At 66.9% G+C, this 18,963-nt stretch carries 9 protein-coding genes; 6 read left to right on the top strand and 3 right to left on the bottom strand.

The features are described 5' to 3' along the window. The first annotated feature begins 204 nt into the window (after nucleotides 1-204). Nucleotides 205-1,422, top strand: coding sequence for a putative nuclear RNA export factor SDE5 (locus J1M86_RS11310; RefSeq protein ID WP_206509874.1), 1,218 nt, complete (start codon nucleotides 205-207; stop codon nucleotides 1,420-1,422). Between the two features lie 105 nt (nucleotides 1,423-1,527). Here J1M86_RS11310 and J1M86_RS11305 read toward each other — a convergent pair whose 3' ends face one another. Beyond that, on the bottom strand, nucleotides 1,528-2,172 hold the full coding sequence (locus J1M86_RS11305; protein WP_206509873.1) for a M48 family metalloprotease: 645 nt from the start codon (nucleotides 2,170-2,172) through the stop codon (nucleotides 1,528-1,530). 5 nt (nucleotides 2,173-2,177) lie between these two features. After that, entirely contained in the window at nucleotides 2,178-2,561 is a 384-nt protein-coding gene (locus tag J1M86_RS11300; protein ID WP_206509872.1) for a hypothetical protein, read from the bottom strand. A 79-nt stretch (nucleotides 2,562-2,640) separates the two neighbouring features. Here J1M86_RS11300 and mobF point away from each other — a divergent pair, with 79 nt between their 5' ends. From mobF to J1M86_RS26840, 3 genes are all read left to right on the top strand, one after another. Beyond that, nucleotides 2,641-8,445 carry a MobF family relaxase gene (mobF, locus tag J1M86_RS11295; RefSeq protein ID WP_206509871.1) on the top strand — a complete coding sequence of 1,935 codons (5,805 nt, stop codon included), beginning with the start codon at nucleotides 2,641-2,643 and terminating at the stop codon, nucleotides 8,443-8,445. Between the two features lie 180 nt (nucleotides 8,446-8,625). After that, the gene (locus J1M86_RS26335) at nucleotides 8,626-9,264 is read left to right on the top strand and encodes a hypothetical protein (RefSeq protein ID WP_241259761.1); all 639 of its coding nucleotides are present in this window, start codon (nucleotides 8,626-8,628) and stop codon (nucleotides 9,262-9,264) included. Nucleotides 9,265-9,920: 656 nt separating this feature from the next. After that, nucleotides 9,921-16,511, top strand: coding sequence for a helicase-related protein (locus tag J1M86_RS26840; RefSeq protein WP_307786621.1), 6,591 nt, complete (start codon nucleotides 9,921-9,923; stop codon nucleotides 16,509-16,511). Between the two features lie 87 nt (nucleotides 16,512-16,598). Here J1M86_RS26840 and J1M86_RS11285 read toward each other — a convergent pair whose 3' ends face one another. Beyond that, nucleotides 16,599-16,799 (bottom strand): hypothetical protein, encoded by a 201-nt coding sequence (locus tag J1M86_RS11285; protein WP_094681208.1) that lies wholly within the window; start codon nucleotides 16,797-16,799, stop codon nucleotides 16,599-16,601. Nucleotides 16,800-17,141: 342 nt separating this feature from the next. Between J1M86_RS11285 and J1M86_RS11280 the strand changes: the two genes are divergently transcribed. Together J1M86_RS11280 and J1M86_RS11275 are read left to right on the top strand one after the other, a co-directional pair. Continuing rightward, nucleotides 17,142-17,603, top strand: a complete 462-nt coding sequence (locus J1M86_RS11280; RefSeq protein ID WP_094681209.1) for a helix-turn-helix transcriptional regulator — start codon at nucleotides 17,142-17,144, stop codon at nucleotides 17,601-17,603. 85 nt (nucleotides 17,604-17,688) lie between these two features. Continuing rightward, the gene (locus tag J1M86_RS11275) at nucleotides 17,689-18,513 is read left to right on the top strand and encodes a zeta toxin family protein (protein WP_179276378.1); all 825 of its coding nucleotides are present in this window, start codon (nucleotides 17,689-17,691) and stop codon (nucleotides 18,511-18,513) included. Nucleotides 18,514-18,963: the final 450 nt, after the last annotated feature.

Raw genomic sequence — 18,963 nt, 5'->3', positions numbered from 1 at the left:
AATCGGCGCTTGAAGGATCGACCCGCAACGGCATCCTCAGCGCCGCCGAGTCTACCCGGTAAAGGCCGCACACACACGGGTCGAACGACGGCATTCCTCCGCGATCGAGAACGACGGAACGCCGCATCGATATGGCGAGGTGCGCGACGGCAGGTGGCTACTCTCGCGGGTGCACCGTTGTTCGAGATCGGAAGGCCCCTTTAGATGACGCGCACAGACGAGACGTGGTTCCGCCTCCGAGAGTGGACGCAAGGCCAGACTCCATCGGAACGCCTCGCGGCGCACGTCCTCGACGCGGAGGGGTACGAGAACATCGACCCCTCACACCCGCTCGGCGGCAAGGACGGCGGCAAAGACGCCGTCGCCACCAAGGACGGAAAAAGCTGGATCATGGGTGTGTACTTCCCCAGAGGGCAGCAGACGTTCACCACGATCAAGAAGAAGTTCACCGAGGACCTGGCCGGTGCAAAGACGCACTCACCGCATGGCTTCGTCTTCGTCACCAACCAGGAGCTGACCTTGGGTGAACGAGCGGACCTGGAAGATCTCGGAGACGGAACCGCGGTTGAGCTCTACCACCTCGAGCGAACCACTGGTGTCATCGATCGGCCCAAGATGGCGCAGATCCGCAAGCAGTACCTCGACATCGAGGCCGGCCCACCGCCCATCGACGTATCACTGTCCATCGACGGCGCTGCTCGCTACTTCTCCAATGGCGACGCTGCGCGAGCGCATTTCACTTCCGCGGTCGGTGACATCGAGAGAAAGCAATTCGCCGAGGCCGACGAGGCTGCGCGAAAGGCATCGCCGTTCGGTGTCCCGCCCCACCTCTCAAGCTTGTTGGGAATCGAGAGCGACTCACAGCCGCGAACGAGAGCAGACCTCGACAACCGTCTAAATCAGTGGTCTGAGGAAGTGCGAGAAGGCTGGGCCGACAGCGAGCAGTACCTGGCCGCAATCACGTGGCCGGGCATGCGACTGCGTCTACGAAACATTGAGAAGGTTTTTCTCAACGACGTTCAGGTCATCATCACGATCAAGGGCGCGCAAGGTCTCGACTGGGTGGATCGCGATGCCTTCGAGTTCAGCGAGTTCATCCCCCCCGTCTCGCCACCCGGAGAGCCATTGTTCGACTCCTTTCTTCGACCCCCGGTGATGGGCTACAGCAAAGGCTTGCAACTTGCAGGCGCGCCCCTTGAGTGGGAGAACGTCGACGACGAGACGGTCGTCATCACAATCGATCTGCAACACCTCCGCCCCGACCAGACGTGGACAAGCGACGACGAACTGCTGATCCTGCACGCGATCGATCACACCGCGTCCTCTCTGACCGCTGAGTGGACCGTGACCGCGCAAACCTACGGCGAGTCCTACAGCGGAGCGCCAATCAACATCCCGGTTCAGGCCGGGACCATCCGGTGACAGCTACCAAGCGGCGGTCGCACAGTCCGATCAGACCTGATCGACACAGGCGTGGAGGGGTGAGCGAAGAAACCCGCCCGTCCACGTGCTCTCGTGCCGGGCAACCTAACGTCTCTGGGTTTCGCGGCGGCGTTGCCGTGCGATCCGCATGCGGTGTGAGGGGTGCGTGTGCGACGGCCAGACGGTCGAACGAGGACCGTTGGCGGCGTACACGGCCAAGCATGCCGCAACACCGTCACTGCCGAACAGACGCGCCGCCACACCGTCCGCGTAGTACTCACGCGGCCAACTCATCACCATGAGCGAGACCACGATGGCAACACCCATCGACGCAATGAACAAGGGGAACCACACCGAGCCGGCCAACCCGCCGTTGGCATCGCGCGTCGACGACACGAACGCGGCGGCGCAGCCACCGAGCAGGATCACCACCAGAACGACGTACGCCACGTAGTAGAGCCGGCGGGCGCGACGCAGCTTGGTCAAGTCCTCGCGGTGCCCCAGTTCGTGGGCCAGCAATGCCGACGACGGCAACGACCGCGGATCCGGCTCTGCACTGATCCATCCGTCCGTGACACCCAACGTGTCGGTGCCGTGGTGATAGCGAGCACCCATACCCAACGGACCGGGCAGGAACTCGACGGACGGGGGAGTGGACTGACCGAGTAGCGCCGCAAGCTCACCGACACGAGCCACCCACACCTCGCGCTGCTCGGCAGTCGTCGCCGACTGCGGCACCGACCGACGCACGGACCTCACCCGCCTCCGCGCTCGGTGCCATCGGCAGCCACACGCGAGACCAAGGCCCGCGCCGACTCGGCATCCAGGCCCACCATCTCCGCCGCCACGTCCAGGCCACCGACATGGGACTGCAACTCGATCAACGCCGCCACCATCGCCCGCTCCGCCGCGACCACTTGGGCGTGCGCTGCCAGAAACGATGCCACCGCCGGACGCGCCGACACGGCTGCATCGGCCACTTTCGCCGCTGCCGCCGCGCGGAGCTGAGTCCGTGTGGAGATCCGATCACCCGACTTGCTCACCGCAGTCCCCACCTCCAACCCAGACGCCAGCCTGACCTCGTCACGGCCCCACAGGCCCTCGCCTGCAGTTCCGTTCTCGTCGCCACACCATTTCACCTCACGAACCCAAGATCAAGCCCCACAGACCTCTTGCATTAAGGATAACGACACGATAACAGCAGCTATGATCTTTTTCGTGACCGCGACGATGCACAAGCTGACGGCCGGGGACGGGTACATGTACCTGATCCGGCAGGTCGCTGCGCACGACGCCACCGCACGTGGACGCGACACCCTCGCGGACTACTACTCCTCGAAAGGCGAGTCACCCGGCCTCTGGATGGGCTCGGGGCTGCCCACCCTGCGCACCATCGGGGCAGGCGACGAGGTCACCGAAGCGCACATGCTCGCCCTGTTCGGCGAAGGCAAGCACCCCGACGCCACCGCCATCGAGGGCAGGCACGCCACCGCCCTGGTCGCCGACGGTGCCAGCAAGAAGGACGCCGCCGCGCTCGCGCTGCGGGAGAGCAAGCTGGGCAACCCCTTTCGCATTCACTCCGGCGTCACCGAGTTCCGCAAGGCGGTCGGCGAAGCGTTCACCGAACACAACGCAGCCCTCGGTCTGCCCTCCCACGCGCCGGTCGACGACGATGTCCGCGCGCAGATCCGCACCCGTATCGCCCGCGACATGTTCGAGACCGAACTCGGCCGCGCGCCGCTCGACGACCGCGAACTCAGCGGCTGGGTCGCCAAGAACTCCCGCGCCAAGACCACCGCCGTCGCCGGATACGACGTCACCTTCTCCCCGGTGAAATCGGTCAGTGCCCTGTGGGCGCTGGCCCCGCGCGAGATGTCCGAAGCGATCGAAGCCGCGCACCACGACGCGGTCAAAGACGCGCTCGACTGGTTCGAGAACAACGCCCTGCTCACCCGGCTCGGCACCGACGGTGTGCAGCAGGTCGACACCGAAGGGATGCTCGCCGCCGCCTTCACTCACCGCGACTCCCGCGCCGGCGAGCCCGACCTGCACACCCACGTCGCGATCTCGAACAAGGTGAAAGTCAAAGGGCAGAACAAGTGGCTCGCCATCGACGGCCGGCCTCTGCACAAAGCGATGGTCGCGATCTCCGAGACCTACAACACCCGCCTCGAGGGATACCTCCGCGAACGTCTCGGGGTCGACTTCGCCGAACGCGCCGGCACCGACCCCGGCAAACGCCCGATCCGCGAAATCATCGGCGTCGACGCCGATCTGGCGGCCCGCTGGTCCTCCCGCGCCGGCATGATCGACCTGCGCCGCGGAGAGCTCGCCGCCGAGTTCCAACGCGAACTCGGCCGCGAACCCACACCCGCCGAAGCTCGCAAACTCAACCAACGCGCCAACCTCGAAACCCGCGAAGCAAAACACGAACCCCGCTCCCTGGCAGAGCAACGCGCCGCCTGGCGCGCCGAAGCGATCGAAGTCCTCGGAGACGAACGCGCCCTCTCGGAGATGATCCGCCGCACCACCCACGACCACGGACCCGTACGCGAACCCGTCACCGTCGACGCGCAGTGGATCGCCGAGAGCGCCGACCACGCCCTGTCGGTGGTCGGTCAGAGCCGCGCCCGCTGGCAGGAATGGCATGTGCGCGCCGAAGCGGCCCGTATCGTGCGCGCGCACTCGGTCCCGAGCGAGCAGATGGAATACGCCATCACTGCCATCACCGATGCTGCGTTGGACCCGCAGCGATCGGTCGCCTTGGGACCGGACGACGACCTCGACGAGCCGGAGGTGTTGCGCCGCAGCAACGGGGCGAGTGTCTACACCACCGAAGGCACCCGCCTCTACACCTGCGAGTCCATCCTCGCCGCCGAAGACCGCCTCGTACAGGCCGCGCAACTCGGCGGGGGACGCAGCGTCGACCCGCTCACCGTCGACCTCGCCCTGCTCGAACACGCCGCCAACAAGTTCGACCTCAACGCCTCCCAAGCGCAGATGGTCCGCGAGCTCGCCACCTCCGGGCAACGCCTGCAGCTCGCCCTCGCACCCGCCGGCACCGGCAAGACCACCGCCATGGCCGTACTGCGCAGCAGCTGGGAAGCAGAAGGGGGCCACGTCCTCGGTCTGGCACCGACCGCCGCCGCCGCCTCCGCCCTCGAACAAGACCTCGACGCAACCACCGACACCCTCGGCAAACTCATCCGCACCCTCCGCGATCTCGACGACGCCCAACCCGGCGACGTCGTGACAGTCCCCGACTGGTTCGACAGCATCGACCACCGTTCCCTCGTCGTCATCGACGAAGCCGGCATGGCCTCGACCGCCGACCTCGACCTGGCCGTGCAGTTCGTCCTCGACCGTGGTGGCAGCGTCCGTCTGGTCGGAGACGATCAACAGCTCGCCTCCGTCGCCGCCGGCGGAGTGCTGCGCGACATCGCCACCACCGCCGGGGCGATCACCCTCACCGACGTCGTCCGATTCAAGGACAACGCCGAAGGCCTCGCCTCCCTGGATCTGCGAGCCGGAAACGCCGAAGCCATCGGCTTCTACATCGACAATGGCCGCGTCCACGTCGGAGATCTCGTCGCCGCCGAAGACCAGGCTTACTCGGCATGGCAACGCGACATCGACAACGGCCTCGACGCGGTCATGCTCGCCCCCACCCGGGAGACGGTCCGCACCCTCAACGAACGTGCCCGCATCGACCGACTCGCCGCCGCAGGCAAGTCGATCCTCGGCCGCGAAGTCACCTTGGCCGACGGACTGCACGCCTCCGTCGGTGACGTCATCACCACCCGCCGCAACGATCGACGACTCGTCGTCGGTGCCACCGACTTCGTCCGCAACGGCAACCGGTGGACCGTCGAAGACACGCTCCCGGGCGGTGGCCTGAAAGTCCGCCGCATCGGAGACGGCCGTCTGGTTACGCTGCCCGCCGACTACGTCAGCGAACAGGTCACCCTCGGCTACGCCCGCACCATCCACGGCGCACAGGGCATCACCGCCGACACCTGCCACACCGTCCTGAGCGGCCACGAGACCCGCCAACTCGCCTACGTCGCCGCCACCCGTGGCCGCCACGAGAACCACCTGTACTTCGGGTCCGCCCTCGACGGCGACGAACACTCGGTCATCACCCCCGAAGCCGTCACACCCCACACGGCGGTGGACCTGTTCACCCGCATCCTCGGCCGAGACGGCGCGCAGGAATCGGCCACCACCGCCGCCCGCCGACTCGCAGACCCCGCCGAGCGACTCCCGATTGCCGCAGCGGCCTACGACGATGCCGTCGGCACCGCCGCCGAACAGGTCCTCGGCGACGACGAGATGGAGCGCATCGACGCCGAAGCGGACAAGGTTGTCACCGGTGTCACCGACGCCGCAGCATGGCCGGTGCTGCGCAAGCACCTGGCCATCCGCGCCATCGGGGGAACCGACCCGATCGCCGCCCTCACCCGCGCCGCCGGCTACCGCGAACTCGACACCGCGGTGGACGTCGCCGCCGTGCTGGACTGGAGGCTCGACCCGAGCGGGGAGCACTCTGCCGGCCGCGGACCCCTGCCGTGGCTGCCCGCCATACCCCCCGCCCTCCAAGCAGACCCGACGTGGAGCAGCTACCTCACCGCCCGCGCCGAGCTGGTCGACTCGCTCTCGGAGGCGGTCGACGAACGTGCCCGCGACTGGACGAGCGAGACCGCGCCCGTCTGGGCCCGACCCTTCCTCGAACACCCGGACCTGCTCGCGGATCTCGCCGTGTGGCGCGCAGCACGCACCGTCGACGACATCGACCTCCGGCCCACCGGCCCACCGCAGTACGCCGCCGCCCACAAGCGGCAGCAGAACCGGCTCGACAAGAGGGCAGCAGCGGTTATCGGCTCGCCCGATGCCGCCACCAATGCCTGGAGAGCGCTCGCACAGAAGATCGAGCCGCGGATCCTCACCGACCCGTTCTGGCCGGTGCTCGCACTCCGTCTGACCACCGCCCGCCGCGCCGGTCTCGACGTCCCCGCTCTGCTGCGCTCGGTCACCGGGGACCGCCCACTTCCCGACGAGATGCCCGCCGCAGCCCTGTGGTGGCGGCTCTCGCGCACCCTGAGCTCGGCAGCTCTGGACTCCACGACACCGTCCAAGCACCTCGCACCGCACTGGACGCCGGCGCTCGACGTCGTGTTCGGCGAGGAGAGGGCTCGCACGATCCGCAGCGATCACGCATGGCCCTCCCTCGTCGCCGCGGTCGACAACGCGCCCATCAGCTGGACACCGGAACAGATCCTGGCCTTCGCCGACGAGTTGCTCACCCAGGCCCGCGAGGTCGACGACGAACTACGCCCCGACGAGCTCACCCAGGCGTTGGCGTGGCGGATCACCGCACTGAGCCATCACGAGCTCACCCACCACGACTTCCCGGCGGCCGAACACGCATTGGTCGACCCCGCCGAGGACGAGGCGGCAGCAGCGGTCGCCGGGAAGACCGACCCCTACGAGTCGGCCCCCGCCACCGCACAGAGCCACGGCCCCGAGACCACCATCGCCGCCGTTGCCGAGATCGGCCCGGTGCTCGAAGTCGGCTTCGACGACTACTACCCCGAGCTGAGCGACGCGGACCTACCTCCCGACCCGGAGACCGACCTGCCCCCACCGGACTTCGAGTACGACACCGGAGCCGACTGGGACATGCTCGCGGAGTCGATGGACTCCCTGCGCATGGTCCGCCCCGAACACGAAGACATCGCACCCGCCGCACGCGTGGCCGCGCTGCACGCCGAGCTCGCCGACGCACGCACCCGCAGCAACGATCTCTGGCGCGCGTACCTCGACGAACGAGGCCCCGCGATGACCGCCGCGATCCCCATGATCATCGAGATCCGCAGCCGCGCCGACGCCCTGCGCCCGCTGTACTTCGCCGCACAGGACGCGCACGCCCGATGGCTGGAGACGACCCACGAACTCGAAACCACCGACGCCCGATGCCGAGACCTGGCCCGAGCTGCAGCAGCAGCGACCAAGGACGGCCGCGACGACGACGCACTCCACGCCCAAGCCGACCTCGCCCTGCTCGAGATCCTGCGCGAGCACGCTCACGCCACCGAACGCGACGCCCACCAACTCTGGCAGCGGGCCCAGGACGGCCTCGAGACCGCCGCCGGGGGACCCGGCAACATCGTGACCACCGCCGACGCCGACGTCATCCGCGACACAGCCGCCAGCATCGACCAGATGTCCGTCGACGACGCCCGCGCCACCGTCCGCGCACTCGAAGGCGAGATCATGCGCGCGGAAATGCACGAGGCCCACCACGATGCACCCGCCGTCGCCGAACACACCCCACTCCCGCCGGCACGCTCGCCCGAGCCGGGCGGTCCGGGCCAGGTCGCCGTCCTCACCAGGCCCGACGTCGACCGTGCAAGCCCCGCCGCCGCACTGAAAAAGCCTGCGCAGAATCGCAGTACACCGGCTCGATCCGACCGCACCACAGCGCGCCTTGCCCTGTCGGATCCAGCGTTCGCGGCGGTCGAGCCCTCCCGAGATCCCCGTGCACTCACCACCGAGTCCGTCGATTCGGAACTTCCGGCATCCGACGCGTCGGCGATGCCCGACTCCGAGCCGGACCTGCACGGGACATCGCTTCCCGACGAGAGCACCCCACCGGTGCCGAGCAGTGTCAGCACCGAGGCCACTGGGCCTACTGCCGAACCGGCAGAGACCACGGTCGATCCGGACCTGATCGAGGAACGCATCACACAAGGAACCAAAGCCATGAAAACCGCTACACCCGAGCTCAAAGCAAAGATCAAACAGACCACGCTCAGTCAGCGGCTCAACCCTAGCGAGAGCGGGGCCGCGACGCTCGCTCGCTACCGCGCAGAACTCGAACGCCGCGCCGCCCTCACGCAGGACGAACGCGCCGTCGAGGACGCGGTGCGCGAGCGACTACGCAAACAGCAGGCGAAGGGAGCCAAGGGGCCGCACCGAGAACCCGAGAGCGGCCCACGAAAGGACCGTGGCCATGAACTGTGAGCACCGACCGAAGGACGGACCACGATGGACGAGCCCGATCAGCCGAACGGACGCACCCGACCGGTGTGCCGCATGGGTAGATTTTTCGCTTTCACCACACACCGAACGGGGGCGCAGCGACCATGGCGCGTGACGACCAGGACCAGCCGACCCTGTTTTCGATCGGAGAGGGGACCGACGATGTCGGAACCAGAGATGACCGTGGATCTGCGGATCCGCGACGAAGTGCGCAGGATCTGGGGGGAGTGGATCGGACTCGATCCGGACCTGCCCGAGGCCGCCCGCGAGGAACAGATCGAACGCGAAGCGGCGCGACTGACCCAACTGGTGGAGGAAACGGTGGGGGACAGCGCTCACGGCTTCCTGATGGACCGGTGGCGGGCCGAGAACCCGGGAGTGACACCGGACTACCCCACGACCGTGGCGTTGATGACCACGGCCTGGCAGTCGGCACGGTCGAAGATCCTCGAGGAACACCTCTACCCGCAGGTGACCGAGGAGATCTACCAACGGGTGATCTCCACGGACGCAGTGATCGAGGAGGAGCGCCGAGCGCACCTGCAGACCGCGCAGGACAATCGCGACGAGATGCGTTGGACGACACTGTCGGTGGACATCTCGCCGCTGGCGAGCCGGATCGTGGACCGGGTGTGGATGGACCGGCCGGGCCGATTCCTGCTGCTCGCCCAGGCGCTGATCCAACAACGACTCGACGACAACCAGCCGACGCCGACCACAGCGAACGATCCGATCGCCGCGGAGCTCGAAACACTGATCCTCGACGAGATGGACCGGACACCGGGCACGACTCCCTTCTGACCCTGCGGGCGCAGTGGGTCGACGCCCACACGGCCACCGCCGACATCCTGCACCGAGGAGGCCGGCTCAGGCAGCACCTCGACAACGCCGAGAGGGCGCTCGAACGCGCACGCCAGCAAGGCAACCGCGACGGCATCGAGGCACTGACACAGCGGATCTCGGACCTGTCCTACCGCCGCACCCGACTGCTCGCCGACTACGAGCGCGCCCGCGCGGCCGAGGGGCAGCTCGGCAACGCCCTGCGCGCGTCCGGAATCGATCCCGCCTCGATCAACCACAGCGCCGTCGCCCGCGCCGACGCCGCGCAACGCCGCACCCCACCGACCTGGGCGAACGATCCCGCCACCGGACGCCAACTCGACACCCTGCGCACGCTGCTCGCCCGATCCGGACTGCCCGACGACACCGTCGACGCGCGCCTGACCAAAGCCGAAGCAGACCGCTCCATCAAAGCCATCCTCGCCGGCGAGCTACCACTGCTGCGCAGCGGCGAGGACGCGACGACGGCACCCCCGCCGGCGTCGGCACACGAGGCACTCACCGAGCGGATCCGCGCCGCCGTCCTCGCCGACGCAGATCTGACCGTCTCGGCCCAGGCGTCCTCGAACACCTACGCCCAGTTCCAGTCCTGGGCACTGGCCCGGACGAAAACGGTCATGCTCGACGCCGTCGTGGCCATCGACGACACCGACACCCCGCTCACCGCCGCCGCACAATCGCTACTGGCCGACCCTGCCCGCCTCGACGCACTTCCCCACGAGCTGGTCGACCTGCTCTGGCAGACCCACCACCGGGCACCCGAGGCCGACCCCACAGAGCCGGACACCACAGGGCCAGAGACCACCGACGAAGCAGCACGTCAGCACCGCGCCCAGGACGAGCTCGACAACGCGGCCACTGCCGAGATCGTGGACTTCGGCGATCGCGGACGTCGCGCCTACGACCCGCGCGCACCCTTCGCCGCGCCCGATCCCTCCGCCGACCCCGTCGTCGGCGCAGCACTCGAATCACTGCCCTCCGACAGCGTCGACGCCACACAGATCCGCGCCGACTTCATCGACGGCTACACCACCGCCGCCAGCGCCGATGCGGCCAGTGTCGACGCCGCGGGAACCGAAACATCCGGTCCTGCTGGCGATCTCACCGACACTGCGACACCCCGGGAGGTACCCGACGCGCCGGTCGAGGTGCCTCAGTACGAGACCGGAGAACCCCTCACCAGCCCGTTGTGGCGTAGCAACAGCCTCATCGCCGCCCAACGCCCCGACGGCTCCACCGTCTACATCAGCGCCGACACCGCCCGCCGCTATGCCGGCGTCTCCGATACCGTCACGCCGGAACCCGAACCCCGGACCACGTCCGAACAGGAAGCGACGCCCGAACCCGAGACCGCCCCCGAACCCGAGACCGCCCCCGAACTCGGCGGCGTCGACGCAGGCGACCGGGGCCGGGAACCGTTAGGTAGTGGGGTCGAGGCAACCGCCGATCCAGTCAGAACTGTCGCTCCCGCAGTCGATTTCACTCTCGGCACGGACGTTCTCGTTCCGTCCGGAGCCAAAGCCCGAGCCCGCGCCAACCTCGACGCCCTCGCCGTCGTCCAGGCGTTGGCCGCCGACTCTCGCCCCGCCACCGCTGCCGAGCAGGACACCCTGGCTCGCTGGTCGGGATGGGGCGGCGTTCCGCAGATATTCGATACCGCCAAGGCCGAATGGGAGCCCGAGCGCGAGGAACTGCGCACCCTGCTCAGCGCCCCGGACTACGCCGCGGCCCGCCTGAGCACCGTCAACGCCCACTACACCGACCCCGCCATCGCCTCCGCCCTCTGGCGCGCCGTCGAACGCGCCGGTCTGCCCGAGGGTGCCCGCGTCCTCGAACCGGGCTGCGGCAGTGGACACTTCGTCGGTCTCGCACCCACCGGAACCACGATGGTCGGCGTCGAGCTCGACCCGATCACCGCAGCGATCGCCCATCACCTCTATCCGAACCAGCACATCCGCAATCACGGATTCGAGGCAGCGTTCGCCGCCGACGGCACCTTCACCGCAACGATCGGCAACGTCCCGTTCGGTGACTATCCGGTCTACGACGACATCCACAACCCCAACAGCCGCTCGATCCACAACCACTTCATCATCAAATCCCTGCACCTGACCGCCCCCGGCGGGTACGTCGCGGTCATCACCAGCACGTTCACCTCCGATTCGGTGCGCCCGGCCGCGCGGCGCGAGATCGCAGCCCTGGGCGACCTCGTCGGCGGCGTCCGGCTCCCGTCGGCCGCGCATCGCCGCCAGGCCGCCACCGACGTGCTCACCGACGTTCTGATCTTCCGCCGGCGAGAGCCGGGCCGCGAGGCCACCGAACAGACCACGCTGTGGACCGAGGTCGCCCAAGTCACCCTTCCCACCGGGAACGGAGACAGCACCGCACCGGCCCACCTGAACCGGTACTTCAACCGGCACCGGGACCGCATCCTGGGCACCGTCGAGGTCGGTTCCGGAATGTACGGCTCGACCACGATGAAAGTCGTTGCCCCGCAGTCGCAGTCCGTACCGGCACTGCTGACCCGGGCGCTGGAGACCATCGTCGACGACGCCCTGGACTCGGGCCTGGCCATGACCGCGGCGGCTCCGGATCGAACCCAGCATCACGAGCTCAACGACGCCGGCCTGCACACGGACTCCGGGAGCGATACCGGAACCATCCCCGGCACACTGCGATTCGACGCCCACAGCTCCCGGTGGGAGCAGTACCAAGTCGGTGCCGGATGGGTCCTCACCCCCGCCAAGGGCCGCGAGATCAACGATCAGTGGCAACGACTGCTCGCCATGGGCGACACCGTCCTGGACATCGGTGACAGTGCGCGCACCGCGGACTCGACACCCGAACACCGACAGGATCTGCGCGAGAAGCTCGATCGGCAATACACCGACTACACCAGCCGGTACGGCTTCATCAACCGGTTCAAGTGGACCAACCACGCCACCGAGAACAGTCCCGAGAAGACCGCCGAGAACTTCACCGCCCTCGAAGCGCAGTGGCGTATCGACGCAGCCCAACAGGCTGCTCTCGACCGGGGAGTGGACCCCGACGACCTCGCGGATCTCGATCTACCCCCTTACCGGGGTGAGATGCCCGCCGAGGTCACCGAAGCGCTGTTGGAGAAGGCACGCACCCCGGCGCAGGGGCCCCGTAAGAGCCGCCATCACCTGCAAGGGGCCATCAGCTTCGACCCCCGCATGGCGATGGTCCGATCGCTCGAACTCTTCGACGACGAGACCGAGCAGGCCTCCAAGACCTCGATCTTCGATACCGACGTCACCTTCACCACCGAACGCGCCACCAGCGCCGCCGGCATCGACGAAGCGATCGCCATCGCCTTCGACGAAAGCGGCCGCATCGACCCCGAACGGGTGGCCGAGCTCCTCGATACCGACGTCGAGGACGTACTCGACCGTGCGCGAGGCAAGATCTACCCCTCGCTCACCGATCCGAGCACCTACGAGGTCGCCGGCCAATTCCTCGCCGGCGATGTCCGCAGCAAGCTCGCACGCGCCCGCGTCGCCGAAGCGGAGAACCCCGACGTCTACACCGGCGTCGTCGACGCTCTCGAAGCCGTCGTGCCACCCGACGCCGACCCGGCCCGTATCGGGGTGCGCCCCGGCGCGGAATGGGTCGGAGTCGACAACCACAAGCAGTTCCTGGTCCAGGAGTTCGGGATCGACCCCGACGAGCTGACCGTCTCGTACGCCGCAGTCAACGCGACCTGGCAGTTCGAGACCAGCTCGGCACCGAACTGGGACGACCCGCAAGGCTACGAGGACCCGTGGGGCATCGCCGGCCGCTACTCCGGGCTCGAGCTGTTCACCGCGATCGCCAACAACAAGCCCGTCGAAGTGCTCAAGACCGAGAGCGAGCTCGACCGCGAGCCCAAACCGCGATTCCACCCCAAACACACCACCGACCTGCGTAATCGCGCCGTTCGGCTGGAAGAGAAGTTCGTGCAGTGGCTCTGGTCCGATCCGGCCCGCTACGAGCACCTCACCGAGGTCTACAACGGCCGGTTCAACCGGTTCGTCAAACCCCAGTTCGCCACCGAACACAAGCAGTACCCGGGCCTGAACCCCAACTACATTCCGTACTACTACCAGCGCCAAGCCGAGCAGCGTCTGACCCACGGTGAGACGATCCTGCTCGATCACTGCGTCGGATCGGGCAAGACCCTCACCATCACCATCAGCTGCATGGAGATGCGCCGACTCGGACACAAACGCCAGCCGTGGGTGGTCGTGCCGAACCATCTCGTCGACCAGTGGGCCGCGGAAGTTCGCGATGCCTACCCGGCCGCGAAAGTGCTCGTCGGCGGCGACCTGTCCGGCCCCCGTGACCGGCAACGCTTCATCGGCCAAACAGCGGTGACCGACTGGGACATGGTCATCGTCCCCGAATCGGTGATGAAGCTGATCGCCGTCAGCAAGGACACCGAACTCGCCTACATCGAGACCCGCATGATGGAACTACGCGAAGGCCTCGAACGCGCCAAGGAGACCGGCGGCGAGCACACCGTCAAACAGATCGAACGCGTCCTCAAACGCGAACAGGCCAAACAGCAGAAACTGGTGTCCTCCAAGGCATCCGACACCGGCCTGACGTTCGAGCAGTCCGGCTGCGACTTCCTGTGGGTCGACGAGGCGCACTACTACAAGAACCTCGCCCGCACCTCCAACTCCGCCGACCTGTCCCTGCCCGAGGGATCGCAACGCGCCTCCGACCTGGAGATGAAAGCGCGGTGGCTGCGCGACCGCGCGATCCTGCGCAACATCGAATCCGGACAGCCCGACGCGCCCGCGAAAGCGATCGCCTTCGCCACCGGAACACCGGTGAGCAACTCCCTGTCCGAGCTGTGGGTGATGAACCGCTACCTGCGCCCCGATCTGCTCGACGCCGCCGGCATCGGCCACATCGACGCCTGGGCACAGACATTCGCCAAACAACGCACCACCGTCGAAATGAACATCACCGGCACCTCACTGCGTCCGATCTCGCGGATGGCCGAGTACCAGAACCTGCGTCAACTGATCGCCATGGTCGATCAGTTCCGCGACGTGGTCACCGAGGACCAGATCCCCGTCGAGCTGCCGCGAATGCGCACCGGCAAGCCGCTGGTCGTCGAGTTCGACCTCGCACCGCAGGTCCGCGACTTCATGTTCGACCTCGACGAACGCATGGCCGCGACCTCCGGTCGCAGCATGGACGTCGACAACGCGTTGAAGATCTCCAACGACGGGCGCAACGCCTCCCTGCACCCGACGCTCGCGAAACTGCCCGAACCCGAGCCCGAACACGACCGGGTCGCTGTCGCGGCGGATCTGCTCTGGAAGACCCACCTCGAGCACCGCGACCTGTTCACCCCCGCCGACCGGCACGGCCCCGACGCCCGCGGGGTGTTCCAGATGGTCTTCTGTGACCGCGGCACTCCGAAGGCCGGTGGGGCGGGGGAGAAGAGTCTCTACGCGCGACTGCGAGAAGCGTTGGTGGACAGAGGCATGGAGCGATCGGAGGTCGTGTTCATTCACGACTACCCGACACCGAAACAGAAGCAGCAGCTCTTCGCCGACTGCCGCGCCGGAAAGGTTCGCGTGCTGATCGGCTCGACACCCAAGCTCGGCACCGGGGTCAACGCCCAACGCCTACTCAAACAGCTCATCTCCCTCGATCCCGCGTGGACCGCAGCGGACATGCAGCAGCGGTTCGGGCGCATCATCCGGCAGGGCAACGTCCACCGCGAGGTCGACGTGGTCAACATCGTCGCCCGACGCTCCTACGACGCCACCATGTGGCAGATCATCGAACGCAAAGCCCACTCCGTCCAGCAGCTACGCGGCGGCGAGATCCCCGACACGATGGAAGACGTCGGCGGCGACATCGCCCTCTCCGCCGCGCAGACCAAGGCCGCCGCCACCGGCGACCCCGTCTACGTCCGGGCGATCGAGCAGCAGGCGCACGTCGACGCGCTCGAATCCGAACAGACCATGATCGCCAACGCGAATGCCTCCCGCCGCGCGGCCATCGACCGCCTCGACCGCGCCGCCCAGCGCCTCGACGCCGACATGCCGACGATCGAGGCCAATGCCGACCGCGCTGCAGCATGGCTCGACATCGACGACCGCGCCGAGAAGATGATCACCATCGATCACCGGACCGCCGCCGACGACGACACCGAATCGCTCGTCGACGCGCTGCAGAACGTCCTGCAGACCACGTACATCGACATGCGGGCGGTCAAGAGCGGACGACCGAGCGAGTTCGCGGAGATCGCCGGCGTCGCGATCGCAGGCACCTACCGCCCGGTCAACGACCAACTCGAACTGTCCATCGCAGCAGGACCGAAACGGTACGTCGAGCACCGCAAACTCACCGAAGCGATGTCCAGTGCCACCGCCGCTCGGGGGATCCTCCAGCAGATGCGCAACATGATCAAAGAACTGCCCGTGCGAGCGACCGCAGCGCACGCCGACCGCGCGCACATCGCCGGGAGACTGACCGAACTCACCGCGCAGGAGGACCGAATCTTCACGCGCACCGACGAACTCGCCCAGGCACGCTACGCGCTCGCCGAACTCAAAGCGGACGTCAACGCGCGCGAGAACTCACCCGAAGCGCTCACCGAACGTGGCCGCGACCTCGACCGGCGCCGATCGCAAGGGCTGTACCCGAAATGGAGCCTTGACCTCAACCCCACCCCCGCACACGCCGACGCCCAACACAGCAGCCGGGCAGCGCTCGTCGAGTCCGTCCCCGATCGGATGCAGGCATTCGCCGAGAAGTGGGCCGCGGCCCAAGCCGAGCGAGACGCACGCCGAGCCGATGACCCGTGGAAGCCGAAATCGCCTGACGGGTCGCGCTTTCAGCGCGGAGCGGACCGCGACAGTGGTGCACCGGGAGCGGCGATCCAATGGACAGACCGCACTTGGCACTGGACGGCATGGACCAGTCCCGACAACTCGACCTCCGGGTTCGAGGAACGCCGGGACGCCGCCCGCTACGCCGCCGACGATGCGATACGAAAGCTCGACGCGGAGCCGGAATCGAATAGCGAATCCGCGGCCGGACCGGAACGGTCCTCAGAGGTGGGCTCGGCACCGTCGCTGAGATCCATGCTCAACCGGCAGTCGGGCAAGAAGCGCGAGAACTCACGACCCGACCTGCCGGATTCGAACCACTCCCGCGATCAGGGCCTCGAGCGGTGACGGACATCTCCTGGCGGGCCCTACCAGGGAAATTTTGGAGGCCAAACAACGCAGTGCGACACGTCTGACCCCGCTACGGCGGTCGTACTACGTCTTCTTGCGCGATTTGGCAGGACGGTTCGTCAACGCGACGGCTGTTGGCGAGGACGCCAGTTCCACGGAGGTCCATGCTGCCAGGGTGAGCAGATACAGGATGGATGCTGTTGTGGTCTGGCCAGTCAAAGTGAGGGTGAGGAGCAGCGATGAGGCGACTGTTGTAGTCGTTCGGCTGTTGGCGAGTTCGGGCATAGTCGGTCCTGACGTCCATGTGTCCTGAGGTATGGACCCATAACCGTCAGAATCAGCTACAGAGGTTGGGGCGAACCCCATGGCAACTTGTGTCCGACGCTGGCTGATCTGGGAACCGCTTCTGTTGGGCGAACCCATTGCCAGTGCGCCGTTCCCACCTCGACCCTGAGCGTACGCGGCAAGCTACTCGACCGACCAGAGATACCCGCACGCGACAAGACGGTGATCTAGGACATGAGCGGTAGCCAATGTGACACGGGCTCTAAGAGCATTGCCATGCGGAAATAGATTTTGCACCCCTCGAACTGTAGGTATAAGATTACTTATACCGAGGAGGTAGTCATGACAGATCTATTGGAACGCGCACTCGAGGCGACCATGACGACGTCCAAAGCGCGTGGTGCTGTCGATCGCATCGAGCACCTTCGAAGCGTGCGGCAGCTCCATGAGCAGAAGGGGTGGACGCAGACGCGTCTGGCGGAAGCGAACGGGGTCAGTCAGCCCGCCATCTCGCAGTGGTTGAAGATGGCGCGCATCGATGCACCGGATGTGCGTCCAGGTTTGGCTGGCGGTACCCCGTACGAGATCGCGGCACGGTACGCAGCGAAGATGCTCGATCGGGAGACGATGATCGAACAGCTCTCAACATGGATCTACGAGCCGGTCGAGCAGGCTCCGGCAGGCGAGGGCGACGTGCCGCGACTGAACTTGTCGGGCTTCAACCTCCAGGTCGGGCGGGCATTGGACGATCGATTCATCGACGAGGCCGACTACGACCGCATCCTCGAGGCAGTAGCAGACTGACTTGGCCCACGAAGCAGTAGAGGACCGTCGGGCGCGGCTGGAAAGTTTGTCGACGCCCGTCGGCCCGCTAAACATCGATGCTCCATTGGCGACCGTCAAGGACCGACGCCATTTCCGGACAGTAGCTGGCGAACTCGTACCCACGTCGGCTCGCAGAAAGCTGCACGCTGCCCTGCTCGGCAGGTGGCGCGACAGTTCCCAGGATCTACGGAGCGCGCGCCGGGCGACGCTCTTTGCCGGGCCGCCCGCCGCGGGCAAGAGCACTCTGATGGGGGCATCGAACACGCACCTCGCGGACCACCGTCGCATCGATGCCGACGACTTCAAGACACTGCTGCTTCAATCTGCTGTGGAGGACGGCTCGATCGCGTCCCTGATACCACGACCCCTGCGAGACAACTTCGAGGAACAGTTTCACCCGCTCGAACTCTCCGCGCTGGTGCACCGCGAGTCGACCATCCTTCAAGAACGTGCATTGAGCGACGCGATGCGTGCGGGCGAGAACGTAGCCATCGACGGGACGCTGGGGTACATGCCGTGGGCGAAGGATTTGGTTCGGCAGCTGGGGGACTTCGGTTACAAGATCCACGTGATCGACGTCGAGGCTGAGGAGGAGCTATCACTCGCACGCGTTGTCACACGGTGGAGGACGGGCTACGAGAACGCCCTGGCTGATCCGCATGATCCGACGGCGGCGATGGGCGGCCGGTGGTTGCCTGCGTCGGCCGTGACTCGACTCTTCGCGACAGGGCGGACCGTCTCGCACTGCGAAATGAACGCGAGCGAGATCGCCTTCAACTTCTCCGAGGTCGTGAAATACGACCTGTACAGAACAACCGCCCCTATGGAACCGCCGAAGCACGAGCAGTCATGGTCAAGAGACCGCAGCGGGGAGTGGACAAGCCCATAGACCTGACCGCCGACTGCATTTAAGCGTTTGCTATGTCCCGCATTGAGCTCCTCCAACATTTCCCGCTTTGGCGAGCATGACGGTCCACTGTGCCAGGGCGCGCCCTCGGCCAGCTCAACCCCGACGGTCACCCGGTCCAGCGAGCAACGGACCCCGAGCTGTGACACGGAACCCTGGCCGTACTTATCGGCCTCGGCCTGCTCGCCGCCTCCGGGATCGCAACCATCGTCGTACTCATCTTCGGCGGCAGCACCAGCACCCCCGAACAACCCGGCACCGACGCCGGCTACGCCATCGCACCCATCGGAACCGAACCCGCCGATGTCGCCGTAACCGTGATGTCCGGCGTGTTCACCTGGCAACCCGCCGTCCAAGACTCCTCGTGGGACGCACTGCACACAGTTCCGATCAATGGAAAGTCTTGGACTACCGCCTTCGGAACAGCGGTCG

The organism is Rhodococcus sp. KRD197 (genome assembly GCF_017168235.1).
Taxonomy (GTDB): Bacteria; Actinomycetota; Actinomycetes; order Mycobacteriales; family Mycobacteriaceae; genus Rhodococcoides.
This window is presented reverse-complemented; position numbering and strand designations above follow the sequence as displayed.

What these genes read in the sequence shown, in the direction of transcription:
- J1M86_RS26335 (WP_241259761.1), top strand. Translation starts at nt 8,626, where the DNA reads ATGTCGGAACCAGAGATGACCGTGGATCTGCGGATCCGCGACGAAGTG.
- J1M86_RS26840 (WP_307786621.1), top strand. Translation starts at nt 9,921, where the DNA reads ATGCTCGACGCCGTCGTGGCCATCGACGACACCGACACCCCGCTCACC.
- J1M86_RS11280 (WP_094681209.1), top strand. Translation starts at nt 17,142, where the DNA reads ATGACAGATCTATTGGAACGCGCACTCGAGGCGACCATGACGACGTCC.
- J1M86_RS11310 (WP_206509874.1), top strand. Translation starts at nt 205, where the DNA reads ATGACGCGCACAGACGAGACGTGGTTCCGCCTCCGAGAGTGGACGCAA.
- J1M86_RS11285 (WP_094681208.1), bottom strand. Translation starts at nt 16,799, where the DNA reads ATGCCCGAACTCGCCAACAGCCGAACGACTACAACAGTCGCCTCATCG.